Genomic DNA, 26,821 nt, shown 5'->3' with positions numbered 1-26,821 from the left:
TGATTCTCAAGGGTGGTCGATAACGTCAATACGAACAGAGTACCTGGCCGGCTGGCTGGACAATCAGCCATCCTCCTCGATGTCCAACAGCAAATTCTCCAACGCTTCGCGATACTCCCCCGGGTCCTGCCACATCCCTCGCTGCTGGGCTTCGAGCATGCGCTCGGTCATGTCCCGCAGGGCGTCGGGGTTGTGCTGGCGAATGAATGCCTGGGTGTGCGGATCGAGCAGGTAGGCATCGGCCAGCAATGCGTACTGGTGATCATCGATCAACTGCGTAGTGGCGTCGAAGGCGAACAGGTTGTCCACCGTCGCCGCCAGTTCGAACGCACCTTTGTAGCCGTGGCGCTTGACTCCGTCGATCCACTTCGGGTTGACGGCCCGGGAACGGATGACGCGGTTGAGCTCTTCTTTCAGGGTGCGGATCCTTGGCAGGTCCGGCTGGCTGTGATCGCCATGATAGCTGGCTGCGGTTTCGCCGCTGAGGGTCTCCACCGCCGCCAACATGCCGCCCTGGAACTGGTAGTAATCGTTGGAATCGAGCAGGTCGTGCTCGCGGTTGTCCTGGTTCTGCAGCACCGCTTGCACCTGGCTCAGGCGTCGGGAGAACTGCTCCCGGGCGGCGGTGCCTTCATCGCTGCCGCCATAAGCGTAGCCGCCCCAGTTCAGGTAAACCTCGGCCAGGTCTTCGCGACTCTGCCACAGGCGGCCGTCCACGGCGCCCTGCACGCCGGCGCCATAGGCCCCGGGCTTGGCCCCGAAGATCCGCCAGCCGGCCTGGCGCGCTGCCACTTCCGGATCCAGGCCCGACGCTGACAGGGCTTCGCGTTCGCCACGGACCTTGGCCGCCAGGGGGTTCATGTCATCCGGCTCGTCGAGGGCGGCGACAGCCTGGACCGCGGCATCGAACAGGCGGATCAGGTTGGCGAACGCGTCGCGGAAGAAGCCAGACACCCGCAACGTCACATCGACACGCGGCCGGTCCAGCAGGCTCAACGGCAGGATCTCGAAATCATCGACCCGCTGGCTGCCTGTGGCCCACACCGGCCGCACGCCCATCAGGGCCATGGCCTGGGCAATGTCGTCGCCGCCGGTGCGCATAGTGGCGGTGCCCCACACCGACAGGCCGAGCTGGCGCAGGTGATCACCGTGATCCTGCAGGTGCCGCTCGAGAATCAGGTTGGCCGATTGGAAGCCGATCCGCCACGCCGTGGTGGTGGGCAGGTTACGCACGTCCACCGAGAAGAAATTGCGCCCGGTGGGCAGCACGTCCAGGCGCCCGCGACTCGGCGCACCGCTTGGCCCGGCCGGCACGAAGCGCCCGCCGAGGGCATCGAGCAGACCGCGCATTTCCGCCGGACCGCAGGCATCCAGGCGCGGCGCCACGACCTCGCGCAGGTGCTCGACAATGCTGCTCACCGTCTCCCAGCCTGGCACGTCCAACCCCTCGACCGCGCCGTCCAGGGCCCGTTCGATCAACTGCGCTGCGAACAGCTCCAGGCGTTCGCGGGTATCGCCGACGGTACGCCAGGCCTGGTCGCTGACCTGACACAATGCCTGCGGACGACCGCCGCCCCAAGGCTCGGCCAAGGCGCAATCCAGGGGGTCGAAGCCCAGCTCGAACGCCCTGGCCAGGGCCCGCAGCAGACTGGACTGCGCACCCTTGCCGTCGCCACGGGGAATGCGCAACAACGCCAGCAACGTGTCGATGCGCAACCGCCCGGCAGGGGATTGACCGAAGACATGCAGCCCGTCGCGGATCTGCGATTCCTTCAAGTCGCACAGGTAGGTGTCCAGGCGCGGCAGCCAGATCGCGGCGTCGGCGTCGCTGTCCAGGGCCGCGTCAAGTTGCAGCTCGCGATCGATGTGGGTCTCGCGCACCAGGCCGAGAATGTCCCGCTGCAGCTCCCGGGCCCGACGCGGATCCAGCAGTTGCGCCTCGTAGTACTCGTCGGCCAGCAACTCCAGGTTACGCAACGGCCCGTAGGTTTCGGCCCGGGTCAGGGGCGGCATCAAATGATCGATGATCACCGCCTGGGTACGGCGCTTGGCCTGGGCGCCCTCGCCCGGATCATTGACGATGAACGGATAGATGTTCGGCAACGGTCCCAGCAGCGCGTCCGGCCAGCAATTCTCCGACAGCCCGACGCCCTTGCCGGGCAGCCACTCGAGGTTGCCGTGCTTGCCGACATGAATGACCGCATGGGCGCCATAGGCGTGGCGCAGCCAGAAATAGAACGCCAGGTAACCATGGGGCGGCACCAGGTCCGGGTCGTGGTACACCGCGCTCGGATCGACCTGATACCCCCGGGCCGGCTGGATGCCGACGAACGTCAGGCCCAGGCGCAGGCCGGCGATCATCAGTCGCCCCTGGCGAAACATCGGATCCTTGTCGGGGGTGCCCCAGCGCTCCAGCACGGCCTGGCGGTTGGACTCGGGCAACGCATCGAACATCGCCCGATAGGCATCGAGGGACAGGCTCTGGTGACACGGGCGCAGATCGAGGCTGTCCAGGTCGTTGCTGACCCCGCCGAGCAATTGCTGGATCAGCGCCGTGCCGCTGGCGGGCAATTGCGCTGGCAGCGGATAACCCTCGGCATGCAAGGCGCGCAGGATGTTCAGCGCCGCCGCCGGCGTGTCCAGGCCGACGCCGTTGCCGATGCGTCCATCCCGGGTCGGATAGTTGGCGAGAATCAGGGCTACACGTTTTTCCGCGTTGGGCAGACGCGCCAGGTCGGTCCAGCGCCGCGCCAGCTCGGCAACGAAATCCATGCGCTCGGGCACCGCCCGGTAGCAGACCACGTCGCTCTGGCTGAGCTCACTGCGCCAGGCCAGGTCCTTGAAACTGATGGGGCGACTGATGATCCGCCCGTCCAGCTCCGGCAAGGCAATGTGCATCGCCAGGTCCCGCGGGCCCAGGCCCTGCTCGCTGGCACGCCAGCCGGGCTCGTTGTCCTGGGCGCAGATCGCCTGGATCACCGGGACGTTGCGACGAAACGGGCGCAGGTGCGGTGCTTCGGGACTGGATTGGGCAAATCCCGTGGTGTTGAGGATCACCCCGGCCTCTGCCTCGTCGAGCCAGTCCTGCACCATGGCCAGGCAACCGGGCTCCTTGAGGCTCGCCACGGCCATCGGTAGCGGGTTGAGCCCCGCCGCTTGCAAACGCTGGCAGAACCCATCGATGAACGCGGTATTCGCCGCTTGCAGGTGGGAGCGATAGAACAGCACCGCCGCCACCGGTTGTCCGGCCTGCCAGTCGGCTCGCCAGTCAGCGAGGCTGGCCTGGTTGTGCGTGGGGTGATAGATCGCCGTGCGTGGCAGGGCCTGCGGTTCGCCCCATGGATAATCGCGACCGAACCATTGGCTGGCGAGGTTATGGAACAGGTCCAGGGCATTGCCCAGTCCGCCCTGGCGCAAGAACTGCCAGAGACGGTCGCGGTCCTCGACGGGGACGTTGCTCAGGTCGCTGAGTTCCGGATCAGGACGATCGTCCCCCGGGACCAGGATCAGCTTCACCCCGCGTCCGGCCAATGCCATCAGCCGTTCGATGCCGTAGCGCCAATAGCCGATACCGCCGTGCAGCGACAGCAGGATGACCTTGGCGTGGCGTAGCACGTCTTCGAAGTACAGGTCCACCGAGGCGTGGTTCTGCACCTGCATCGGGTTGGCGAGGCGAAACTCGGGATAATCGCCTGGCAACTGCTTCGCCGCTTCGGCCAGCAGCGCCAGGCTGGAGTCGCCACTGCACAGGATCACCAGCTCGGCGGGGGTCTGCCCCAGGTCGGCAATGTTGTCATCGGACACAAAACCGCCGGGCTGGGTCCTGAGCAGGTGCATGGGTCAGGCGCCGAGGGCGGCGCGCAACTGCGCTTCGAGCAGCCCGGCATCCAGGGCCTGGCCAATCAGGACCAGGCGAGTGACCCGCGCTTCATCCGCGCCCCACTGGCGATCGAAATGCTTGTCGAAGCGCGTACCGACGCCCTGGACCAACAGCCGCATCGGCTTGTTCGGAATCGCCGCGAAGCCTTTGACCCGCAGCACGCCGTGCTGGACCACCAGTTGGGTCAGGGCATCGAGCAACAGACTTTCGTCGGCCTGGGGCAGCTCGATGGAGATGGAGTCGAAGGCGTCATGATCGTGGTCGTCATCGTCGCCGTCGTGGTGATGGTCGTGATGGCTATGGCGACCGTCGATGTGCTCTTCGGAACCTGCGCCGAGGCCGATCAGCACATCCAGGGGCAGGCGTCCGCTGCTGGCTTCGATGACCTTGACTGCCGGCGGCAGCTCTTCGGCCACCTCCAGGCGGACCTTCGCCAGGTCGTCGGGGCTGATCAGGTCGGCCTTGTTGAGAATCACCAGGTCGGCGCTGGCCAGTTGATCGGCGAACAGCTCATGCAGCGGTGACTCGTGGTCCAGGTTCGGATCGAGTTTGCGCTGGGCGTCCACCTGGTCGGGGAAGGCGGCGAAGGTACCGGCGGCCACGGCCGGGCTGTCGACCACGGTGATCACCGCGTCGACGGTGCAGGCACTGCGGATTTCCGGCCATTGGAAGGCCTGGACCAACGGCTTGGGCAGGGCCAGGCCGGAGGTTTCGATCAGGATGTGATCGAGATCGCCACGCCGGGCCACCAGCTCGCGCATGACCGGGAAGAACTCTTCCTGGACCGTGCAGCACAGGCAACCGTTGGCCAGTTCGTAGACGCGGCCGTTGGCCTCTTCCTCGGTGCAACCGATGGAGCACTGCCTGAGGATCTCGCCGTCGATGCCCAGTTCGCCGAACTCGTTGACGATCACGGCGATACGACGCCCCTGGGCGTTGTCGAGCATGTGCCGCAGCAGGGTGGTCTTCCCCGAGCCGAGGAAACCGGTGACGATGGTGACGGGAAGCTTGGCCAGTGTTTTCATCGGATGCCCTTTGGCAAGGTGGCGGGCAAACGGGACGACAACCGCTGGCACAGGCGTGCGCGGAAGATTTCGCCACCGGATCACCCCGCCCGGTTGTAGTGAGAATCTGTGTCGAGGCAGGTCTCCTGGCTGACGGTGGGCCAGTCATCCGACTGGCAATTGCTGCGCCTTCCCGCGCACCCCGGATAAAGGGCATGCACAGTGGCCTTGCAGAAACATCACCGTTCACAGTTGCGGGGGCAGCCGCGGCTTGGACCGCGTTCCCTTCTTAGCTTCGGCGCAGGCCGAAGAACCTCGAAGGCGCAAGGCTACGCAGGGTGTGGGGACGGGTCAATCTCCGCAAGTAAGTTATGCGGTGTCCTTACCGCCGCCATCGCGAGCAGGCTCGCTCCCACATCGGATCCCGCAGCCCCCCTGTGGGGGCGAGCTTGTTCGCGACGGGCTGCGCAGCGGCCCCCTGTGCATTGACGGCCCCACCCCACCCATGCTCTCCTGTGCGCCTAGTTACGGGTGCCCTTCACAGGGTGAAACGGGAAACCGGTGAATCGTGTGCTTTACTCCAAAGCCACGTCAGTCCGGTGCTGCCCCCGCAACGGTAAGCGAGCGAAGCGTCTGAACCACTGTGTCCCCGGACATGGGAAGGTGACGCTTGCAGGCCAGGCACGAGCCCGGCACCTCGCGAGCCCGGAGACCGGCCCATGACTCAAGCATCAACAAACCCGCGGTGGGCGGGCGCTGTTCGAACCTCGGCGGTCTTTCGCCCGGGGTCTCATTGCGCTCGCATCCCCCACGGAACAAAAACAGAGGGAAGCGCCATGTCGACCATCAGCAGCACCGCCCGCACCGCCAGCAGCACCACCACCCTGAGCCAACGCCTGAGCGCCGCGATCCTGGCTTCGATCCTGGGTGCGGGGCTGGTCTATTTCGCCGGCTTCTCTCACATCGAAGCGGTGCACAACGCCGCCCACGATACCCGCCACAGCGCCGCCTTCCCCTGCCACTGAGAACTGACGACATGATCAAGCGTATCGCGCAGACCGCCGGTTTCAGCGGCTTGCTGGCCGCCCTGCTGCTGACCCTGTTGCAGAGCTTGTGGGTATCGCCACTGATTCTCCAGGCGGAAACCTTCGAGAAGGCTCCGGCGTCCGAGGTCCATGAGCACACCGACGGCGTTGCCCACACTCACGATGCCGAGGCGTGGGAGCCGGAAGACGGCTGGCAGCGCGTGCTGTCCACCACTGGCGGTAACCTGGTGGTCGCCGTGGGTTTTGCCCTGATGCTCGCGGGCCTGTACACCTTGCGCGCACCGACTCGCACCTCCCAGGGCCTGCTCTGGGGCCTGGCCGGTTACGCCACTTTCGTCCTGGCACCGACCCTTGGCCTGCCCCCGGAGTTGCCCGGCACCGCGGCGGCCGACCTGACCCAGCGGCAGATGTGGTGGATCGGCACTGCGGCGTCCACGGCGGTGGGCATCGCCCTGATCGCCTTCGGCAGGCATTGGCTGCTCAAGCTGTTGGGGGTCGCGACCTTGCTGGTGCCTCACCTCATCGGCGCGCCACAACCTGAAGTCCACTCGATGCTGGCGCCCGAAGCCCTGGAAAGCCAGTTCAAGATCGCCTCCCAGGTCACCAACATCGCCTTCTGGCTGGCCCTGGGCCTGATCAGCGCCTGGCTGTTTCGCCGTGACGGTCAAGCCCACCACGACGCATGAGCACCGGGTCGATACTGGTGATCGGCCTGGGCTGTCAGCGCGGTTGCCCGGCCAGCACGCTGCGGGCCTTGCTCGAAGAGACGTTGTTGGCCCACGGCATCGAACTTCACCAAGTGCGGGCCCTGGCCAGCATCGACCTCAAGCGTGACGAGCCCGGGCTGCTGGAACTGGCCGGGCAACTGGCACTGCCGCTGACGTGCTTGAGTGCCGAACAGTTGGCCGGTTACGAGCAGCGGCTCAGTCATCGCTCCGAGATCGCCTTCGAGCGAACCGGTTGCTACGGCATCGCCGAAAGCGCCGCCCTGGCCTTGGCCGACCAATTGGGCACGAAACCCGCAACCCTGCTGATCCCCCGTCAAACAGGCCCCATGAGCACGTTGGCATTGGCGGTCGTGGCGTAAATCCCGATAATCGCCGTCCAGGATCATGAGCGATCTTCATATGGGCGACGCTCACCCCACCTTCCACAGGAGCCGGTCATGACCGTGTACTTCATCGGCGCCGGCCCCGGCGATCCGGAACTGATCACCGTCAAGGGCCAGCGCTTGATCCGCAGTTGCCCGGTGATCATCTACGCCGGCTCCCTGGTGCCGAGCGCCGTGCTCGATGGCCATTGCGCCGAACAAGTGGTCAACAGTGCCGAACTGCACCTGGAACAGATCGTCGGGCTGATGGAAACCGCCCACCGCAAAGGTCAGGACGTGGCCCGGGTGCACTCCGGCGACCCAAGCCTGTACGGCGCCATCGGTGAGCAGATTCGTTGCCTGCGGGCACTTGGCATTCCATTCGAGATCATCCCGGGCGTGACCGCGACCTCAGCCTGCGCAGCCCTGCTGGGCAGCGAACTGACCTTGCCGGATATCTCCCAGAGCGTGATCCTCACCCGTTACGCCGATAAATCCCCGATGCCTGCTGGGGAAGAACTGGGCAATCTGGCACAGCACCGGGCGACCATGGCGATTCACCTGGGGGTCAATCACCTGGAAAAGATCGTCGACGAACTGCTGCCCCACTACGGCGGCGACTGCCCGATTGCGGTGATCCACCGGGCGACGTGGCCGGATCAGGATTGGGTGGTGGGGACGTTGGCGGATATCGCCGGGAAGGTCCAGGCCAAGGGTTTGCGCCGAACGGCGTTGATCCTGGTGGGACGGGTGCTGGGCAATGATGTGTTCAGCGAATCGTCGCTGTACCGCGCCGGGCATGCGCATCTCTACAGGCCTTGACGTAGCCAACCCAGATCCCACAGGGACGGGGGTACAGGCTGACGGCAGAAACTATTGTGGCGAGGGAGCTTGCTCCCCCGCCACACACAATCCGCGGCGAACACGTATTCAGTAGTAGGCGTTTTCTTTCTGCGTATGGTCGGTCACGTCGCGCACGCCCTTGAGCTCCGGGATGCGCTCGAGCAAAGTGCGCTCGATGCCTTCCTTGAGGGTCACGTCGGCCTGGCCGCAGCCCTGGCAGCCGCCACCGAACTGGAGCACGGCGATGCCGTCTTCCACCACATCGATCAGCGACACCTGGCCGCCGTGGCTGGCCAGCCCTGGGTTGATCTCGGTTTGCAGGTAGTAGTTGATGCGCTCATTGATGGGACTGTCGGCGTTGACCATCGGAACCTTGGCGTTCGGCGCCTTGATGGTCAGCTGGCCACCCATGCGGTCGGTGGCATAGTCCACCACCGCGTCGTCCAGGAACGCTTCGCTGAAGGAATCGATGTAGGCGGTGAAGCTCTTGAGCCCCAGCGCGGTGTCTTCGGGCTTTTCTTCACCTGGCTTGCAATAGGCGATACACGTCTCTGCGTACTGGGTGCCAGGCTGGGTGATGAAGATGCGGATCCCGATTCCCGGGGTGTTCTGCTTGGACAGCAGGTCGGCCAGGTAATCGTGGGCGGCATCGGTAATGGTTATGGCGGTCATGGGAACTCCTCGCAGGCTTGCCGGCAGTTTACGCCAATCAGGGCGCCGGACAAAGTCCCAGTATTTTTGTCGGGAAAGCACCCGGCGCCGCAAGGTCTGCCGCCGGGCGCGCCCATCAGAGGTTCTGGTAGCGATTCATATCCAGCACCCCCTCCTCCAGGGGCTCCGTTTCCTGGATATAACGACTCAGATCGTGGAAGTAGTACCAGAATTGCGGGTGACTGCGACGAATGCCCCAGCGCTCGACAATCCGCTCGAAAGCCTGGGGATCCTCGGCATGCTCCATGGCCTCGACGAACGCCGGCACTTGCCCGGCCGGAATGTTGAACATGAAGTTGGGGTAGCTGCTGAGCACGCCGGGGTACACCGTCAGGGTGTCCAGCCCAGGCTGGTAACGCATCGCTTCACCCAGCAGGAACGCCACATTGCTGTGGGCGCGGTTGCGCAGCAGGCTGTAGACCTCCCGCCGGCCACTGGCGGTCTCGATGCGCAGCATGGTCGCCTCGGGCAAGTGGTGGATCACGCCAAGCCCCGCTGCCGGCCTTGAAACCAGGCGACTGAGGGCCTGTTCGGCGCTCTGCAGGTCCGGGTCGATGTTCGGACGCGAGCAATAAGCGCCGTCGCAACGATTGATCGGGTCGGGCCGCGCGTTCAGCTCTCCGTAACGGAGCAGCAATTGCCGGGCGAAATCCCGCTTGGGGTCACGCTCGTCAAGCTTGAGCGCGGTCGGCTTGTCGTTGTCGATGGCCTCGTAATCCAGCCACATCTTGAATTTGCCGCCGGACTGGTACCAGTCATCCAGGTAGCCTTCCCGCGAATCGGCAGGCATCAGGCGCAGGAAGTTCTGTTCCGCGCCGTTGCGGATCAGGTCGAAGTAGAGCCGGGTCTGGGCCTGGTGGGAAACATTGCCGAACACATCGAAATTGACCGCCAACTGATAATAGGTGCGCTCCAGCAACGGGAAATCGAACAGCCACAAGGTTTGCGGCACGTCGCCAATCAGGCCCTTGGTGACCGAGGCACTGTCGAAGTGGCGAAAAATGCTCAGCAAGGCGTTGTCGTTGCCGGCCCACAGGTTCGACCAGCTCGGGGCCGGCACATCGGCGTAATTGTCCCGCCGCAAAGCTTCGTACTCGTTGCGCTTGTCGCGGTAATCGAGCCACAGGCTGAGGACGCTGCCCACGTCATCGTTCTGCCCTGGCATCGCCAGCAACGGCGTGGCCTGGCCGCGGTAGTTCGGGTCGGTGATGTAAAGGTCATGCTCAGGGGCCTGGAACAGGGCCCAGAAGTTGTCGCGAATCACATCCGTGGCAATCTGGCCCCGGCACACCGGGCCACGAATGAAGGTCCGGACGAAATACTCGGCACTGTCGAGCATGAACTGGTAGCGAGCCTGGGCCGGGATCGCCTCGAAGGTGGAGAACGGATTGGAACGGCGCTCCGGCCCGTAGCCCGGCAATGCCGTGACCTGCCAGTCGCCCTTGTAGAACAGGCTCTTGATCCGCGCCATCCTGGCCGCGCTCAACCCATAGGTGATGTGCGTCTTGTGCACGATCACCCCCTGCACCGGCCAGAGGCGGTAATAGAACCGGGTGCCGGGGTCGTCGTTCGGGCGTCGGGTGTTGATCAGGTCGATCGGCTGGCCGGACGGTGTGCGCGAACGCACCCACTGGAAGAAATGCCCCCGCTCGCCATCCTTGAAGTAGATGTGGGCCAAGAACCAGTGCTCGAACAGCCAGCGGGCAACCAGGCTTTCACGGGCGCCGGGGGCGTTGAGCAGGTTCTCCCATTGCAACACTTGCAGGGCTTCGGCGGCGCTTGGAGCCAGGGCTTGCTGGTCGACAGGCGCGCCGGAGGCCAGCCAACGCTGCAAGGTCTGGTATTGCTGGTCGGTCAGGCCCGTGACGGCCAGGGGCATGCCTTCCCTGGGGTGTGCCGCAGCGTATTGATCGAATTGCCCCGGCATGGGGCAACTGTTGTCCCGGTCGAGCCCCAGCACGATGTCTTGCGGCAGCTTGGCGTTGGGTTGCAACGGCGCGCCGTGCCCCAGCGCCAGCATCCGCGCCATCAATGCCGCCTGGCTGCCCTGGGCATCGAGCACCGAATAGAAGCCCTTGCGCTGCCAGGCGTGCGGACCGGAAGCGTCATAGAACAAGCGAGTGGGTACAGCGGCCTGGCGTCGCTCGCCGTCGTATACCGATAGCTTGCTGGCGCCCCGGGTGGCGCCTTCGGCACTGCCCAGGTTCAGTTGGCAGGCGGAGTCATAGCAGGCGTGGCACGCCACGCATTTCTCGGTAAAGATCGGCTGGATGTCGCGCGTGTAGGAAAGCGCTGAAACGGAATCCTTGGCTACTGCGTGAAATGACAACAGCAGCAACAGACTGCCGAATAAGACGCGGTACGGCATGTCTCGGTCCCTGGGAAATGATCCGGCGATTCTACCGGGCCAGCACTCCGATGCAAACATGAGCGATATTCATGTAAAAGCCAGTCGAGATCAAATCCTGCACAGGTTTGATATCATCCCGGCCTTCGCAATGGCTTTTTTTCCAGGTAGTCCTATGTCCGATCGCAGCGCTCGCCTTTATCTTCTCCAGCAGGCCCTCAAGGAACGTATCCTGATCCTTGACGGTGGCATGGGCACGATGATCCAGAGCTACAAGCTGGAGGAACAGGACTACCGCGGCAAACGCTTCGCCGACTGGCCGAGCGACGTCAAGGGCAACAACGACCTGTTGGTGCTGACCCGCCCCGACGTCATCGGCTCCATCGAAAAAGCCTACCTGGATGCCGGCGCCGACATCCTGGAAACCAACACCTTCAACGCCACCCAGGTCTCCCAGGCCGACTACGGCATGCAGGGCCTGGCCTACGAGCTGAACCTGGAAGGTGCGCGCCTGGCCCGCCAGGTAGCCGATGCCAAGACCCTGGAAACCCCGGACAAGCCGCGCTTCGTTGCCGGCGTGCTGGGCCCCACCAGTCGTACCTGCTCGCTGTCGCCGGACGTGAACAACCCCGGTTACCGCAACGTGACCTTCGACGAACTGGTGGAGAACTACACCGAGGCCACCAAGGGCCTGATCGATGGCGGCGCCGACCTGATCCTGATCGAAACCATCTTCGACACGCTGAACGCCAAGGCTGCGATCTTCGCCGTGCAGGGCGTATTCGAGGAATTGGGCGTCGAACTGCCGATCATGATCTCCGGCACCATCACCGACGCCTCCGGCCGCACCCTCTCCGGCCAGACCACCGAAGCCTTCTGGAACTCCGTGGCCCACGCCAAGCCGATTTCCGTAGGCTTGAACTGTGCCCTGGGCGCCAGTGAACTGCGGCCGTACCTGGAAGAGCTGTCGAACAAGGCCAACACCCACGTCTCGGCTCACCCGAACGCCGGCCTGCCCAACGAGTTCGGCGAGTACGACGAACTGCCGGCCGAGACCGCCAAGGTCATCGAGGAGTTCGCCCAGAGCGGCTTCCTGAACATCGTCGGCGGTTGCTGCGGCACCACGCCGGCGCACATCGAAGCCATCGCCAAGGCCGTGGCCGGCTACGCGCCGCGGCAGATCCCGGAGATCCCCCGAGCGTGCCGCCTGTCGGGCCTGGAACCGTTCACCATCGATCGCAACTCGCTGTTCGTCAACGTCGGCGAGCGGACCAACATCACCGGTTCCGCCAAGTTCGCCCGGCTGATCCGCGAGGACAACTACACCGAAGCCCTGGAAGTGGCGCTGCAGCAGGTCGAGGCCGGCGCCCAGGTGATCGACATCAACATGGACGAGGGCATGCTCGATTCGAAGAAGGCCATGGTGACCTTCCTCAACCTGATCGCCGGTGAACCGGACATCTCCCGCGTGCCGATCATGATCGACTCCTCCAAATGGGAAGTGATCGAAGCCGGTCTCAAGTGCATCCAGGGCAAGGGCATCGTCAACTCCATCAGCATGAAGGAAGGCGTCGAGCAGTTCATTCATCACGCCAAGCTGTGCAAGCGCTACGGCGCCGCCGTGGTGGTGATGGCCTTCGACGAAGCCGGCCAGGCCGACACCGAGGCGCGCAAGAAGGAAATCTGCAAGCGCTCCTACGACATCCTGGTCAACGAAGTCGGCTTCCCGCCGGAAGACATCATCTTCGATCCGAACATCTTCGCCGTCGCCACCGGTATCGAAGAGCACAACAACTACGCCGTGGACTTCATCAATGCCTGCGCCTATGTCCGCGACGAACTGCCGTACGCGCTGACCTCCGGCGGGGTGTCCAACGTGTCGTTCTCGTTCCGGGGCAACAACCCGGTGCGCGAGGCGATCCACTCGGTGTTCCTGCTGTACGCGATCCGCGCGGGCCTGACCATGGGCATCGTCAACGCCGGCCAACTGGAAATCTACGACCAGATCCCGGTGGAACTGCGCGATGCGGTGGAAGACGTGATCCTCAACCGTACCCCGGAAGGCACCGACGCCCTGCTCGCCATCGCCGACAAGTACAAGGGCGACGGCAGCGTCAAGGAAGCGGAAACCGAGGAGTGGCGCAACTGGGACGTCAACAAGCGCCTGGAACACGCGCTGGTCAAGGGCATCACCACCCATATCGTCGAAGACACCGAAGAGTCACGCCTGTCCTTCGCCCGCCCGATCGAAGTGATCGAAGGTCCGTTGATGGCCGGCATGAACATCGTCGGCGACCTGTTCGGCGCCGGCAAGATGTTCCTGCCCCAGGTGGTCAAGTCCGCCCGGGTGATGAAACAGGCGGTGGCCCACCTGATCCCGTTCATCGAGGCGGAAAAAGGCGACAAGCCGGAAGCCAAGGGCAAGATCCTGATGGCGACGGTCAAGGGCGACGTCCATGATATCGGCAAGAACATCGTCGGCGTCGTGCTGGGTTGCAACGGCTATGACATCGTCGACCTGGGTGTGATGGTGCCTGCCGAGAAGATCCTGCAGGTGGCCCGGGACGAGAAATGCGACATCATCGGCCTGTCCGGCCTGATCACCCCTTCTCTGGATGAAATGGTGCATGTGGCGCGCGAGATGCAGCGCCAGGATTTCCACCTGCCGCTGATGATCGGTGGCGCAACGACCTCCAAGGCCCATACGGCCGTGAAGATCGAGCCCAAGTACAGCAACGATGCGGTGATCTACGTGACCGACGCGTCCCGCGCCGTGGGCGTGGCCACGCAGTTGCTGTCCAAGGAGCTCAAGCCCGCCTTCGTCGAGAAGGCCCGGCAGGATTACCAGGAGGTTCGCGAGCGCACCGCCAACCGCAGCGCCCGCACCGAACGCCTGAGCTATTCGGCGGCCGTGGCGAAGAAGCCGCAGTTCGACTGGAGCAGCTACCAGCCGGTCAAGCCGACGTTCACCGGCACCCGGGTACTGGAGGATATCGACCTTGACGTGCTGGCCGAATACATCGACTGGACACCGTTCTTCATCTCCTGGGACCTGGCTGGCAAGTTCCCGCGCATCCTCACCGACGAAGTGGTCGGTGAAGCCGCCACCGCGCTGTACGCCGACGCCCAGGCGATGCTGCGCAAACTGATCGACGAAAAACTCATCAGCGCCCGCGCCGTGTTCGGCTTCTGGCCAGCCAACCAGGTACATGACGACGACCTGGAGGTCTATGGCCAGGACGGCAAGCCGATGGCCCGCCTGCATCACCTGCGCCAGCAGATCATCAAGACCGACGGCAAGCCGAATTTTTCCCTGGCCGACTTCGTCGCCCCCAAGGACAGCGGCGTGACCGACTATGTCGGGGGCTTCATCACCACCGCCGGCATCGGCGCCGAGGAAGTGGCCAAGGCCTACCAGGATGCTGGCGACGACTACAACTCGATCATGGTCAAGGCCCTGGCCGACCGTCTGGCCGAGGCATGCGCCGAGTGGCTGCACCAACAGGTGCGCAAGGACTATTGGGGGTATGCCAAGGACGAGAACCTGGACAACGAAGCCCTCATCAAGGAGCAGTACACCGGCATCCGCCCTGCCCCTGGCTATCCGGCCTGCCCGGATCACACCGAGAAAGCCACCCTGTTCCGCCTGCTCGATCCCCAGGCCAGCGAAATGAAGGCCGGGCGCAGTGGTGTGTTCCTCACCGAACATTACGCCATGTTCCCGGCGGCCGCGGTCAGCGGTTGGTATTTCGCCCATCCCCAGGCGCAGTATTTTGCCGTGGGCAAGATCGACAAGGACCAGGTCCAGAGCTACACCGCCCGCAAGGGCCAGGAACTGAGCGTGACCGAGCGCTGGCTGGCGCCGAACCTGGGCTACGACAGCTAAGGCGGCGTAACTGACAGGATCGCGGCCTACGGCGCGGCAGGTCGCGATCTTTTGTCTATGCTTGTCCCAGACCCATGGCAGACGAGGGATTTATGGACGATCCAGTCGACAACAAGCCGCCCACCCTGTTGCAGATGGTACACAGCGTACTGGCTGCCGCTTTCGGGGTGCAGAGCGGCAAGAACCGCGCCCGGGATTTCACCCACGGCAAACCGAGCCACTTCGTGATCCTGGGCATCGCGTTCACGGTGGTCTTCGCGCTGACGCTGTTTGGCATCGTCAAGCTGGTGGTGCACCTGGCGGGGCTGTAGCGCTCTCCAACACAACACACGACCTTGTGGGAGCGAGCTTGCTCGCGATAGCGGTGGTTCAGTCGGATTGAGGTCGACTGGTACACCGTTATCGCGAGCAAGCTCGCTCCCACAGGTTTTTCATCGCCAGGGATCAACCGTTCACTGGTGACTGACCCAGAACACAGCGGTGCCCACCACCAGGATAATCAGGAACAGGATGGCCCAGGCATCAACGGTACTGTCGCTTTTCCTTGCTTTGGTCGGATTGCTCATTGCATCGCCTCTTGTCGGTTTTTTAGGTGATTGCATGGGGACTCGACCACAGTTAAGACGATGATTGCCCGCACGACAAATGTGGGTTAGCCAATAATCAATCTCATTAGTCGATTTGGTTCTTTACATATACTCAAACATCACTTTTGCGCATAACCCAAAACAGGTATCTTGCACCGGCTCCCCTAGGAGTGCGCGGCCGTGCGCGCAGAATTGCCGAGGCAGAACCCGATTCCAGCGAGCCAACACGCAGCTGTTTCTGATCGGCCCAAGCCTGAGACCGAGACTTATATGTACGTATATGACGAGTACGATCAGCGGATCATCGAGGACCGCGTCAAGCAGTTCCGTGATCAGACCCGACGCTATCTGGCAGGCGAGCTGAGCGAAGAAGAATTCCGCCCTCTGCGCTTGCAGAATGGCCTGTATATCCAGCGTTTCGCCCCCATGCTGCGCGTGGCGGTGCCTTATGGCCAACTGGCCTCGCGCCAGGTACGCAAACTGGCCCAGATCGCCCGTGACTACGACAAGGGCTACGCCCACATCAGCACCCGGCAGAACGTCCAATACAACTGGCCGGCCCTGGAAGACGTACCGGACATCCTGGCCGAGCTGGCGACCGTGCAGATGCATGCCATCCAGACCAGCGGCAACTGCCTGCGCAACGTCACCACCGACCAGTTCGCCGGCGTCGCGGCCGATGAGTTGATCGACCCGCGTCCGTGGTGCGAGATCGTGCGCCAGTGGACCACCTTCCACCCGGAATTCGCCTACCTGCCGCGCAAGTTCAAGATCGCCATCAACGGCTCGACCTCGGATCGCGCGGCCATCGAAGTCCACGACATCGGCCTGGAGGCGGTCTACAACGCCGAGGGCGAGCTGGGCTTCCGGGTACTGGTGGGCGGTGGGCTCGGCCGTACCCCGGTGGTGGGCTCGTTCATCAACGAGTTCCTTCCCTGGCAGGACCTGCTGAGCTATCTCGACGCCATCCTGCGGGTTTACAACCGCTACGGCCGTCGCGACAACAAATACAAGGCGCGGATCAAGATCCTGGTCAAGGCCCTTACCCCTGAAGTGTTCGCCGAGAAGGTCGAGGCCGAGATGGTCCACCTGCGCGGTGGCCAGACCACGCTGACCGAAGCCGAAGTCCATCGGGTCGCCCGGCATTTCGTCGACCCGCAGTACAAGACCCTGGCCAATCAGGACGCCGAACTGGCTGCGCTGGACAAGGAACACCCAGGCTTCGCCCGCTGGCGTACCCGCAACACCCTGGCCCACAAGAAGCCGGGTTACGTCGCGGTGACCTTGTCCCTGAAGCCGACCGGCGTCGCCCCCGGCGACATCACCGACAAGCAGCTCGATGCCGTGGCCGACCTGGCCGACCGCTACAGCTTCGGCCTGCTGCGCACCTCCCACGAGCAGAACATCATCCTGGCGGATGTCGAGCAAAGCCAGCTGTTCACCCTGTGGGGCGAATTGCGCGAGCAAGGTTTCGCCACGCCGAACATCGGCCTGCTGACCGACATGATCTGCTGCCCGGGGGGAGACTTCTGCTCCCTGGCCAACGCCAAGTCGATCCCTATCGCCGAATCGATCCAGCGTCGCTTCGACGACCTGGACTACCTGTTCGACATCGGCGAACTGGACCTGAACATTTCCGGCTGCATGAACGCCTGCGGTCACCACCACGTGGGCCATATCGGCATCCTGGGTGTGGACAAGAAAGGCGAGGAGTTCTATCAGGTCTCCCTGGGCGGCAGCGGTACCCGCGGGGCCAGCCTGGGCAAGATCCTCGGCCCGTCGTTTGCGCAGGATGACATGCCCGACGTGATCGAGAAGCTGATCGACGTGTACATCGAACAACGTACCGAAGACGAGCGGTTCATCGACACCTATCAACGTATCGGCATCGACCTCTTCAAGGAACGCGTCTATGCAGCGAATCATTAAGAACAACGAGGTCATCGACGAAACCTGGCACCTGTTGCCCAAGGACGCGACTCTCGATGGCATCTCCAACTGCGACGACCTGATCGTGCCCCTGGCCTTGTGGCGTGATCACGCTCGCGCCCTGCAGGCCCGTGACGGCGGCCTGGGTGTATGGCTGGACGCCGACGAGGAAGCGGAAGAAATCGGCGACGACGCCAATCAGTTCCAGGTCATCGCGCTGAATTTCCCTGCGTTCACCGATGGGCGCAGCTATTCCAACGCACGCCTGCTGCGCGACCGCTACGGCTTCAAGGGCGAGCTGCGAGCCATTGGCGACGTCCTGCGCGACCAGTTGTTCTACATGCGCCGCTGCGGTTTCGATGCATTTGCCCTGCGGGCCGACAAAGACCCCTACGAAGCCCTAGAAAGCCTCAAGGACTTTTCGGTGACCTACCAGGCAGCGACTGACGAACCGTTGCCGCTGTTTCGTCGGCGCTGATAGCGCTCGATAAAAAAAGCCCTGACCCGGTACACCGGGTCAGGGCTTTTTCATTGTGGTCGCGATGAGCAGCAGCCCCGCGCAGGAGCGAGCCTGCTCCCACGACGGTCGGCGGTGAGGGGGGTTACCAGAAACGCTGCTGGGTAAGACGGCTCCACCAGTTCAGCAGTACCCGGTCCACCGAGCCGCTGGCGGCCATGCCAATACGCTCCTGCAGGCTTTTGCGTTCGGCGTAGTGCAGATGATACAGCTCGGCGCTCTTGGCCCGTTCGGCCAGGTATTCGTCACTGGTCTTCAGTTCGTCCACCAGTTGCTTGTCCAACGCCGCGACACCCAGCCAGACCTCACCGGTAGCGACTTCATCGATGGCCAGTTGCGGGCGGTAGCTGGACACGAAGCGCTTGAACAGCTGGTGGGTGATGTCCAGGTCCTGCTGGAATTTTTCCCGGCCTTTCTCGGTGTTTTCGCCAAAGACCGTCAACGTGCGCTTGTATTCACCGGCGGTGAGGACCTCGAAGTCGATGTCATGTTTCTTCAGCAGGCGATTGACGTTCGGCAACTGGGCCACGACGCCAATGGAGCCAAGAATGGCGAAAGGCGCGCTGATGATCTTCTCGCCAATACAGGCCATCATGTAGCCGCCGCTGGCCGCGACCTTGTCGATGCACACCGTCAGCGGTATGCCGGCCTGGCGGATCCGGGCCAGTTGCGAAGAGGCCAGGCCGTAGCTGTGGACCATGCCGCCACCGCTCTCCAGGCGCAACACCACTTCGTCCTTGGGCGTCGCCAGGGTCAACAGCGCGGTGATCTCATGCCGCAGGCTCTCGGTGGCCGATGCCTTGATATCACCGTCGAAGTCCAGCACGAAGACCCGGGCCTTGGTGGCGGGCTTGTCCTTCTGTTTCTTCTTCGCCTTGTCAGCCTTGCCTTCGCTCTTGCGCAGGGCCTTGAGCTGATCCTTGTCCAGCAGCGTCTGCTCCAGGCGCTCACGCAACCCTTTGTAGAAATCGTTGAGTTTGCTCACCTGCAACTGACCGGCCGTCTTGCGCCGCCCCTTGCTGCGCAGGGCTGCAAAACTGGCCAATACCACCAGTATGGCGATCACCAGCGTCACAGTCTTGGCCAGGAAACCGGCGTATTCGATAAAAAACTCCACGATGACTCCTAATAGATTCAACCCACCGCTCGCAGGCGGATACCAGACGCTCCCAGCATACCCATGCACCCGCGTCGCTGCCAGCCGGGAAACCTATGGTTACCTTACACAAGACGAGGCTGGACAAGGCTGTAACGGGCATTTCAAACAAGCGTATGTTTTTTCATTGACAGCTCACCGCCATCCTCATAACCTCGCCAGACCTTCAACGTACCGGGATGACGCGGACGTGGGCAGCATCTACCTGATTCGACATGGCCAGGCCTCCTTTGGTGCGGACGACTACGACGTCCTCTCGCCCAATGGCGTACGCCAGGCCCAAGTGCTCGGCAGTCACCTGGCGGAACTCGGTGTCGTATTCGACCGTTGCCTCTCGGGCGACCTGCGTCGTCAGCAGGACACCGCCACGGGCGCGCTGGGCCGGATGTCCGCCGCGGGCTTGCCGGTTCCCGAGCTGGAAATCGACGCTGCGTTCAACGAGTTCGACGCCGACGCGGTGATTCGCGCCCTGCTGCCGGACATGCTCCCCCAGGAACCCGAAGCGCTCCACATCCTGCGCAACGCCCCACAGAACCGCGCCGAGTTCCAGCGCATCTTCGCTTTGATCGTCGAGCGCTGGCTCAGCGGCCGATACGACCCACCCGGGCTGGAAAGCTGGCTGGGGTTCGTGGAACGGGTCCAGGCCGGCCTGCACCGCCTCCTGGACCAGGCCGACAGCAGCCACAAGATCGCCGTGTTCACCTCCGGCGGCACCATCACCGCCCTGCTTCACCTGATCACCCGGATCCCTGCCCCGCAGGCCTTCGAATTGAATTGGCAAATCGTCAACACCTCGCTCAACCACCTGAAATTCAGGGGGCGCGAGGTCGCCCTGGCTTCCTTCAACAGTCATGCCCACCTGCAACTGTTGAGGACCCCGGACCTCATCACCTTTCGTTGAGGTCGAGTTACCGCAGACCCTTGCTGTATCCACCCGAATAAGGATCGAAACCATGACCTCCGTAGTCGACGCCGTACAAAAGATGAAAGCCAAGTTCAACGCCGAAGCCGCCAAAGGCCTGGACCTGGTGTTCGGTTTCAACATCACCGATGAAAACAAGCAGTACGCCCTCATCGTCAAGAACCAGACCTGTGAATTGCAGGAAGGTGAAAACGCCGATGCCAACTGCACACTGGTCATGGACAGCGAAACCCTCAAGGGCATCGTCAGCGGCGAAACCGACGGCATGCAGGCCTTCATGGGTGGCAAGCTGCGCGTCGAAGGCGACATGATGCTGTCGATGAAGCTGTCCGAACTGTTCCCGGCCTGAGACCAGGCGCCCTCGCGGGCGCTGCCCGGCTGCCAACGAATCCCGCCCCCAGGCGGGATTCGTGTTTCTGCCTTCCCGAGTCTCCCAAGGCACACAACCTTGATCCTCGTCAGTTCACCCTCGCCCCTCAGCCGCTAACTTGACGCCTCCATCAAGGCCAGGGACGGCTCATCGGGAGCCTGTGCCCGTTCATCTCAAGGAAAGAGACCCATGCCCGCACTGAAGATCATTGTGCTGTCGACCGCGTTCAACGGCCTGACCCAACGCGCCTGGCTGGACCTGCGCGAGGCCGGTCATCGCCCCAGCGTGGTGCTGTTCAGCGATGACGCCACGGTATGCCGGCAAATCGAAGAGAGCCGCGCCGACCTGGTGATCTGCCCGTTTCTCAAGGACCGGGTGCCGGAACGGCTGTGGCGCAACGCCCGCCGTCCGGTGGTGATCATCCACCCTGGCATTGTCGGCGATCGCGGTGCCAGCGCCCTGGACTGGGCCATCATGCGGCAAGCCGAACGCTGGGGCGTGACGGCATTGCAGGCGGTGGAGGAAATGGACGCCGGACCGATCTGGGCCACCAGCGAGTTCAAGTTGCCCGAAGGCCTGCGCAAGTCCGAACTGTACAACGGCCTGGTGAGCGATGCGGCCATCCGTTGTATCCGAGAGGTCGTGGAAAAGTTCGGCAATGGTTTCGTCCCGGTGCCCCTGGACTACAACCGCCGTGACGTGGTCGGCCGCCTGCAACCGAACATGACCCAGGACGACCGGACCTTCAGCTGGCATGACAGCACCGCATTCATCAAACGCTGCATCGATGCCGCCGACGGTCAGCCAGGCGTGCTGGCAAGCCTGGCCGGTGGCCAGTTCTATCTCTACGACGCCCATCCGGATGTCCGCCGAGGCCTGCCTGGCGCGCTGCTGGCCGTGCGTGACGATGCGGTGCTGGTAGCCACCGGTGATGCGAGCCTGTGGATCGGCTCCCTGCGCCGCAAACCGCAGCCCGGCGAACAGAATTTCAAGCGACCGGCGCGCCATGTGCTGGCCGGGCAGCTGGACGACGTCCCGGTGCTGGACGGCTCGCTGGCCCGGCGACCCTTCAGCGACGAGGCCTACCAACCCATCCGTTATCGCGAATGCGGCCACGTAGGCGAGCTGACGTTCGAGTTCTACAACGGCGCGATGAGCACCGAACAATGCCGGCGGCTGATAGACGCTCTGCGCTGGGCCAAGTCCCGGGATACCCGGGTGCTGTTGATCCGGGGCGGACGCGGCAGCTTTTCCAACGGTGTGCACCTGAACGTGATCCAGGCCGCCGCCGACCCCGGCCTGGAGGCCTGGGCCAACATCCAGGCCATCGATGATGTCTGCCTGGAATTGCTGAGCGCCCGGCAACTGGTGGTCAGCGGCCTGACGGGCAATGCCGGGGCTGGCGGCGTGATGCTGGCCCTGGCGGCCGATATCGTGTTGGCGCGCAGCGACATCGTGCTCAATCCCCACTACGCGACCATGGGCCTCTACGGCTCCGAATACTGGACCTACAGCCTGCCCCGGGCGGTCGGCCCGGACATGGCCTGGAAGCTGACCCAGGAGTGCCTGCCCATCAGCGCCCGGCAGGCGTTGCGTTATGGCATGGTCCAGGAAATCGGTCCGCGCTGCCCCGACGAGTTCGGCCTGTGGCTGTTGCAACGGGCCAACGGCGCCTGGCTCGATCCGGCGTATGAGGCCATCCGGGTCCGCAAGGCCGAACGGAGCTTGCCGGCGATCCAGGCGTGTCGTGACGGCGAGTTGAAGGAAATGCACCGCGACATGGTGGGCAATCGCCGCGGCTTCGCCGAGAAATGCCGGCATTTCGTGTTCAAGCGCAAGGCCTGCGGTACGCCTGAGCGCCTGGTCGCGCCATGGGCCCGGGCGACAGAGGCCGAAGCCGCCCGGTGACTGCCGGTATCGGGGAAGCGGGCCAGCTCTTACAATGCCCGCTTCCCCTGCATCGGCTTGAACATGGACATCGACCTCGCCCGTACCTTCCTGGAAATCGTCCGTCACGGCAGCCTCGCCGCCGCGGCGGACAAGTTGCATGTCACCCAGACGGCGATCACCGCCCGGGTCCAGAAGCTCGAAAGCCAGTTCGGCTGCGCGCTGTTCGTGCGCAATCGCGCCGGCGCACGCCTGACCCCCGACGGCGAGGCGTTCGTCGTCTACGCCAATCAACTGGTGCAGACCTGGGAGGCGGCTCGCCGGGACCTGCCGTTGCCCGAGGGCTATCGCAATGTGCTGCACCTTGGCGGCGAGGTCAGCCTGTGCAATCCGTTGATGCTCGGTTGGGCCCGGGAACTGCGCCAGAAGATCCCCGGACATGCCTTGCGCATGGACATCCGCGACGGTGAAAAACTGTTGCAGCAACTGGAACTGGGCCTGCTGGACGCGGCAGTGGTGTATCAACCCGAGTACTGGCCACGGCTGCAGGTGGAACAGCTGCTGGAGGAAAAACTGATCCTGGTGCAATTGGCCAGTTGCCCCGAGCCCTACGTGTACATCGACTGGAGCAGCGACTTCCGACGCCAGCACGACACGGCCCTGCCGGACAAGGCCAAGGCCGCCGTCACCTTCAACCTCGGCCCCCTGGCCCTGCAATACATCCTGGAGAACGGCGGCAGCGGCTACTTCCGCACACGCGTGGTCCAGAGCTACCTGGACAGCGGCATCCTTGAGCGGGTCCCCAAGGCGCCGGAATTCAACTACCCCACCTACCTGGTCTATTCCCGGGATCGGGATTCGGCGGCGCTACAACAAGCGTTCGAAGTGCTGCGGGGCATCGTCAGGGCCGGCAGCGACTGGTCCCAGCGCTGGGATCCGCTGAGCTGAAGCATTGCGGTGCAGACGTGGAAAGGGCCGCTACGCGGCCCTATGGAGTAAAACCCTCGCCACCGGATTATGTCTTCAAGTGCCGCACGATTTCGTCCTTGATCATCAGTCGCTCCTTCTTGAGGATTTCCAGGTCTGTGTCAGGCATTCCCGCAGATGTCGGCTTCTCGGCCTCGACAACCTCGGCGTCGAGTCGGGAGTACTTTTCAATCAACGAATTCAACCTTGGATTCTCGCTGCGCTTCTGCTGGATCTCGTCTTTTGTGCAAGCAAGATCCTGGCACAAATCATGGGGCACCGGCATGGAACACCTCCTTTGGTGGTTCGGTGGCAAACGCCTTTGCGGCGCTCGTCGATTATCAGGATGGCCTCCACAAGCGGGTTCTGTCGACCGCCAATCCGACCGACGGTGACCGTTCGTCGTACCGTAGCGCTTTGCAATCAAACCTTTGGCCTCGCGTCGCTCTCCATTGAACAGTGACATCAAGATCACTTGTACAACCTGTTCGGAGACATACCTATGGACGGATTTACCCTGCGTCAACTCGGCCTGGCAGTTGCCCTGAGTACCAGCATGGGCATGGCATGGGCCGCGAGTTCCAATGACTTTGTCGACAACGCGGCGGCCGGTGGCATTGCGGAAATCGAGACCAGCAAGCTGGCACTGCAAAAAAGTGCCTCGGCGGACATCAAGGAGTTCGCCAACAAGATGATCGCCGACCACACCAAGGCCAACCAGGAGCTGATGTCGCTGGCCAAGAAACACGACATCGAGGTGCCGGACGAAACCACCCTCATGAAGAAGGCCAAGGCCAAGATCCTTGAAGTGCGCGATGAGTCCTTCGACGCCGCCTATGCCAACAACCAGGTCATGGCCCACGAAGAAACCATCGCCCTATTCAAGAAAGAAGCCGAGACCGTGACCGACGACAAGAAAGCCGGTAACACCGAACTCAAGGCGTTCGCCCAGAAGATGCTGCCGGACCTGCAGCACCACCTGGAAATGGCCAAGAAACTCCAGGCCGCACACCCCAGCAAGTAGGCTTCCTGGCCGTGAATAAAGAAGGGTCGTCCTCGCATTGAGGGCGACCCTTTTTTTGCGCGGCTCGATCAGCCGCCGTCGGTGTCGATATCGGCGTCGGTGCTGTCGCCGGGTTTCGGCCGGTCAGGATCGGGCTTGAAACCCGGGCTGAAGGTGTTGTCGTTATCCTGGTGGCGTTTTTTCTGATCGACCTCCTCCGCGGCGCTCTGGGCCTGGTCCGCTCCAGCCGGGCTGACCGGGCTGGCGCCGGGCACCTGGGGATCGATGGCCGGATCATTGCGCGGCGACGGAGTCTGCGTCTGACCTTGTTGCTGAGAGTTTGCGCGATCGTCGTTCATGGACACCTCTTCATGGCAGAGGCCGGGTCGATGACCGGCCTTGTTCATTCGAAGGGAACGCAACGGCTTCGGTTCCATTTGTTTGTGCGGGCAGCATCAGCCGCCTAGCAGCGACCGGACCATCCGGGTCAACGCATCCGGCCCGTAGGGTTTGCTCAGCAGATGGGTATCGGGGCTCAGTTGATGGTTGCGCGAGATGATGTCCCGCGTGTGGCCTGACGTGAACAGCACGGGCACCGGCGGGGTCTGCACCTTGGCCCAGGCCGCGAGGTCGGAACTCTTGATCAGGCCTGGCATGACCACGTCGGTGAAGATCAGGTCCACCTTGACCCCCTCGAGCAGCAACTTCATGGCGGCATCGGCATTGGCGGCCGTGAGGGTTCGATAGCCGGACTGTTCCAGCAACTCCACCGATGCACTGCGCACCGCGTCATTGTCTTCCACCACCAGGATCGTCTCCTGCCTGCCGGGCTGCAGCGAGTAGTGGTGCGTCTGCTCGCCGGCTTCAGGCTGATAGCTGCGAGGAAAATACATCTGCGCCCGCGTGCCCTTGCCCGGGTCGCTGGCGATCTCGATATGGCCACCGCTTTGCTTGACGAAGCCGAACACCATGCTCAGCCCCAACCCGGTGCCCTGGCCATCGGTCTTGGTGGTAAAGAACGGCTCGAATACCTGGCTGAGGATCTCCGGTGGCATGCCGATGCCACTGTCGATCACCGACAATCGCACATAGTCCCCCGCGCCGATGCCTTTGCCGGCACAGGACGATTCGTCGAGCACGATGTTCTCGCCCAGTATCCGGATGGTGCCCTCGCCGCCCATGGCATCGCGGGCGTTGATCGCCAGGTTCAGCAAGGCGTTTTCCAGCTGGTTGCGGTCCACGTGAATGCACCAGGGTTCGTCGGGCAGTGTCACTTCGATCCGGATGGTCTCGCCCAGGGCCCGTTGCAGCAATTCGCCCAGGTCGTCGTAGATGCGCCGGGGGTTGTAGACCGCCGGTGACAAGGGCTGGCGACGGGCGAAGGCCAGCAGTTGCGCAGACAGCTTGGCGCCCCGCTCCACCGCCTCGATGGAGGCGCTGATCCTGCGCTGCACATTGTGATTGTCCGGCTCGTGGCGAGCCAGCAGGTGCAGGTTGCCGGCGATCACTTGCAGCAGGTTGTTGAAGTCATGGGCTACACCGCCGGTGAGTCCGCCAATGGCCTCCAGCTTCTGGGACTGGCGCAACTGCTCTTCAGCCGCCAGTCGCGCCTGGACCTCGTCGGCCACCCGCTGCTCCAGGTCACGCGTGAACCTGAGCAGGGACGCCTCGGCGGTCTTGCGTTCGTTGATGTCGATCAGCACGCCGGGAAAACGCAGAGGGGCGCCCGAGGCATCGAACTCGCATCGACCGCTGGCCTGCACCCACAGGTCGTCGCCTCCAGGGCCTCGTACCCGGTATTCGGCATTGAAAGGCGCCCCGGTGCGCAACGTCAGTTCGACCCGCTGGTTAAGTTCATCGAGGTCATCCGGGTGGATACGCTGCCGGGCAATATCGATGGGCAATGCTTCCAACGGCGTGTCTGGCGGATAGTTGAACGTACGGGCAAAACGCTCGTCGCCGGACAGGGTGTCGGCCTGGACGTCCCATACAAACGAGCCCAGCAGCGGCCCGGCCGATAGGGCCAGCTGGATGCGTTCGTTGACCGCGCGGTAGCTGCGTTCCGCCTCCTGGCGGGCCCGCTCCGACAGGACCAGCTCGGTGGTTTCCACGACAATCGCCAGCACGCCGGCCGGGGCCTGGTCATCGTCCGGCACGGGGCTGTAGAACAGGTCCATCCACACGTCTTCGGGCTTGCCGTCACGCAGCAGGACCAGTTCCTTGCTGCGGTAGGACAGCGTGCCGCCGGCCAGGCAGACATCCAGTACGTGGCGATTGAACTCGGCCACTTCCGGCCAGCCCAGTTCCACCGCGCAGCCCAACAGGTAGGGATGACGCCCACCGGCGAATTCGGCATAGGCATCGTTGTAGATCATGAAGCCCTGGCGTCCCCATAGCATGACCATCGGCAAGGGCGACGCCAGCAATATCTGCACAGCGCTGCGCAGGCTGGCGGACCACTGTTCGATAGGGCCCAGCTCGGTCCGGCTCCAATCGAACGCCCGGATACGCCGGGCCATTTCACCGTCCCACCCGGGACATCCATGAGGCTGGGATAAGAACTGCATGGGTCGACTCTGAACCTCGAATAGCTGCTGGGAATCGGCGTATCGCGAGCCCCTTGTGCTCAGAGCTTCGAGCACGAGGATGGCGTTTGGTTTCATGCCGGGGTGCCATC

At 63.4% G+C, this 26,821-nt stretch carries 21 protein-coding genes and 2 riboswitches; of the genes, 13 read left to right on the top strand and 8 right to left on the bottom strand.

The window, feature by feature from the left end; all coding sequences use genetic code 11:
* Positions 1-63: 63 nt before the first annotated feature.
* Together cobN and cobW are read right to left on the bottom strand one after the other, a co-directional pair.
* Entirely contained in the window at positions 64-3,837 is a 3,774-nt protein-coding gene (cobN, locus tag BLP99_RS02700; protein ID WP_092179629.1) for a cobaltochelatase subunit CobN, read from the bottom strand.
* A 3-nt stretch (positions 3,838-3,840) separates the two neighbouring features.
* Entirely contained in the window at positions 3,841-4,905 is a 1,065-nt protein-coding gene (gene cobW / locus BLP99_RS02695; protein WP_092179627.1) for a cobalamin biosynthesis protein CobW, read from the bottom strand.
* 98 nt (positions 4,906-5,003) lie between these two features.
* Positions 5,004-5,217: riboswitch (cobalamin riboswitch) on the bottom strand.
* A 179-nt stretch (positions 5,218-5,396) separates the two neighbouring features.
* A riboswitch (cobalamin riboswitch) is annotated at positions 5,397-5,619 on the top strand.
* A 101-nt stretch (positions 5,620-5,720) separates the two neighbouring features.
* Here cobW and BLP99_RS02690 point away from each other — a divergent pair.
* The 4 genes from BLP99_RS02690 (at position 5,721) to cobM (ending at position 7,842) form a co-directional block, all read left to right on the top strand.
* Positions 5,721-5,909, top strand: coding sequence for a CbtB domain-containing protein (locus BLP99_RS02690; protein ID WP_014338677.1), 189 nt, complete (start codon positions 5,721-5,723; stop codon positions 5,907-5,909).
* A gap of 11 nt (positions 5,910-5,920) precedes the next feature.
* Positions 5,921-6,616, top strand: a complete 696-nt coding sequence (locus tag BLP99_RS02685; RefSeq protein ID WP_072394382.1) for a CbtA family protein — start codon at positions 5,921-5,923, stop codon at positions 6,614-6,616.
* Positions 6,613-7,017: a cobalamin biosynthesis protein gene (locus tag BLP99_RS02680; protein WP_072394379.1), complete on the top strand. Its 405-nt coding sequence runs from the start codon at positions 6,613-6,615 to the stop codon at positions 7,015-7,017. The genes BLP99_RS02685 and BLP99_RS02680 overlap by 4 nt, the downstream gene beginning before the upstream one ends.
* 78 nt (positions 7,018-7,095) lie before the next feature.
* Positions 7,096-7,842 (top strand): precorrin-4 C(11)-methyltransferase, encoded by a 747-nt coding sequence (gene cobM / locus BLP99_RS02675; protein ID WP_072394375.1) that lies wholly within the window; start codon positions 7,096-7,098, stop codon positions 7,840-7,842.
* Positions 7,843-7,950: 108 nt separating this feature from the next.
* On the opposite strand, the gene nfuA is transcribed toward cobM, so the two are convergent.
* Both nfuA and BLP99_RS02665 read right to left on the bottom strand, forming a co-directional pair.
* Positions 7,951-8,535: a Fe-S biogenesis protein NfuA gene (gene nfuA / locus BLP99_RS02670; RefSeq protein ID WP_024781251.1), complete on the bottom strand. Its 585-nt coding sequence runs from the start codon at positions 8,533-8,535 to the stop codon at positions 7,951-7,953.
* Between the two features lie 115 nt (positions 8,536-8,650).
* Positions 8,651-10,942: a fatty acid cis/trans isomerase gene (locus tag BLP99_RS02665; protein WP_076407194.1), complete on the bottom strand. Its 2,292-nt coding sequence runs from the start codon at positions 10,940-10,942 to the stop codon at positions 8,651-8,653.
* A 154-nt stretch (positions 10,943-11,096) separates the two neighbouring features.
* Here BLP99_RS02665 and metH point away from each other — a divergent pair, with 154 nt between their 5' ends.
* The 4 genes from metH (at position 11,097) to BLP99_RS02645 (ending at position 17,801) form a co-directional block, all read left to right on the top strand.
* Positions 11,097-14,807, top strand: coding sequence for a methionine synthase (metH, locus tag BLP99_RS02660; protein WP_072430443.1), 3,711 nt, complete (start codon positions 11,097-11,099; stop codon positions 14,805-14,807).
* A gap of 92 nt (positions 14,808-14,899) precedes the next feature.
* The gene (locus BLP99_RS02655) at positions 14,900-15,118 is read left to right on the top strand and encodes a DUF2970 domain-containing protein (RefSeq protein ID WP_072394366.1); all 219 of its coding nucleotides are present in this window, start codon (positions 14,900-14,902) and stop codon (positions 15,116-15,118) included.
* Between the two features lie 546 nt (positions 15,119-15,664).
* The gene (locus BLP99_RS02650; RefSeq protein WP_072394363.1) at positions 15,665-17,323 is read left to right on the top strand and encodes a nitrite/sulfite reductase; all 1,659 of its coding nucleotides are present in this window, start codon (positions 15,665-15,667) and stop codon (positions 17,321-17,323) included.
* A complete protein-coding gene (locus BLP99_RS02645; protein WP_053154313.1) occupies positions 17,307-17,801 on the top strand; it encodes a DUF934 domain-containing protein in 495 nt (164 codons plus the stop codon). The genes BLP99_RS02650 and BLP99_RS02645 overlap by 17 nt, the downstream gene beginning before the upstream one ends.
* A gap of 124 nt (positions 17,802-17,925) precedes the next feature.
* Here the strand turns inward: BLP99_RS02645 and sohB are convergent, their stop codons facing one another.
* Entirely contained in the window at positions 17,926-18,957 is a 1,032-nt protein-coding gene (gene sohB, locus BLP99_RS02640) for a protease SohB (protein ID WP_072394361.1), read from the bottom strand.
* Between the two features lie 229 nt (positions 18,958-19,186).
* Between sohB and BLP99_RS02635 the strand changes: the two genes are divergently transcribed.
* From BLP99_RS02635 to BLP99_RS02620, 4 genes are all read left to right on the top strand, one after another.
* The gene (locus tag BLP99_RS02635) at positions 19,187-19,897 is read left to right on the top strand and encodes a histidine phosphatase family protein (protein WP_072394357.1); all 711 of its coding nucleotides are present in this window, start codon (positions 19,187-19,189) and stop codon (positions 19,895-19,897) included.
* 52 nt (positions 19,898-19,949) lie between these two features.
* A complete protein-coding gene (locus tag BLP99_RS02630) occupies positions 19,950-20,267 on the top strand; it encodes an SCP2 sterol-binding domain-containing protein (RefSeq protein WP_072394353.1) in 318 nt (105 codons plus the stop codon).
* 210 nt (positions 20,268-20,477) lie between these two features.
* A complete protein-coding gene (locus BLP99_RS02625; RefSeq protein ID WP_072394350.1) occupies positions 20,478-22,196 on the top strand; it encodes a hydrogenase maturation protein in 1,719 nt (572 codons plus the stop codon).
* A gap of 63 nt (positions 22,197-22,259) precedes the next feature.
* The gene (locus BLP99_RS02620; RefSeq protein WP_092179625.1) at positions 22,260-23,123 is read left to right on the top strand and encodes a LysR family transcriptional regulator; all 864 of its coding nucleotides are present in this window, start codon (positions 22,260-22,262) and stop codon (positions 23,121-23,123) included.
* 67 nt (positions 23,124-23,190) lie between these two features.
* On the opposite strand, the gene BLP99_RS02615 is transcribed toward BLP99_RS02620, so the two are convergent.
* Complete coding sequence (locus tag BLP99_RS02615; protein ID WP_072394344.1) at positions 23,191-23,427, bottom strand: HP1242/YdcH family protein; 237 nt, start codon at positions 23,425-23,427, stop codon at positions 23,191-23,193.
* A gap of 216 nt (positions 23,428-23,643) precedes the next feature.
* Between BLP99_RS02615 and BLP99_RS02610 the strand changes: the two genes are divergently transcribed.
* Complete coding sequence (locus BLP99_RS02610; protein WP_072394341.1) at positions 23,644-24,165, top strand: DUF4142 domain-containing protein; 522 nt, start codon at positions 23,644-23,646, stop codon at positions 24,163-24,165.
* A 68-nt stretch (positions 24,166-24,233) separates the two neighbouring features.
* Here the strand turns inward: BLP99_RS02610 and BLP99_RS02605 are convergent, their stop codons facing one another.
* Positions 24,234-24,503, bottom strand: a complete 270-nt coding sequence (locus BLP99_RS02605; protein ID WP_072394797.1) for a hypothetical protein — start codon at positions 24,501-24,503, stop codon at positions 24,234-24,236.
* 96 nt (positions 24,504-24,599) lie between these two features.
* A complete protein-coding gene (locus tag BLP99_RS02600; protein WP_092179623.1) occupies positions 24,600-26,711 on the bottom strand; it encodes an ATP-binding protein in 2,112 nt (703 codons plus the stop codon).
* Positions 26,712-26,821: the final 110 nt, after the last annotated feature.

It is taken from the genome of Pseudomonas sp. NFACC32-1, assembly GCF_900101215.1.
Taxonomy (GTDB): Bacteria; Pseudomonadota; Gammaproteobacteria; order Pseudomonadales; family Pseudomonadaceae; genus Aquipseudomonas.
The sequence above is the reverse complement of the archived record's forward strand: the minus strand, read 5'-3'. Positions and strand labels throughout refer to the sequence as shown.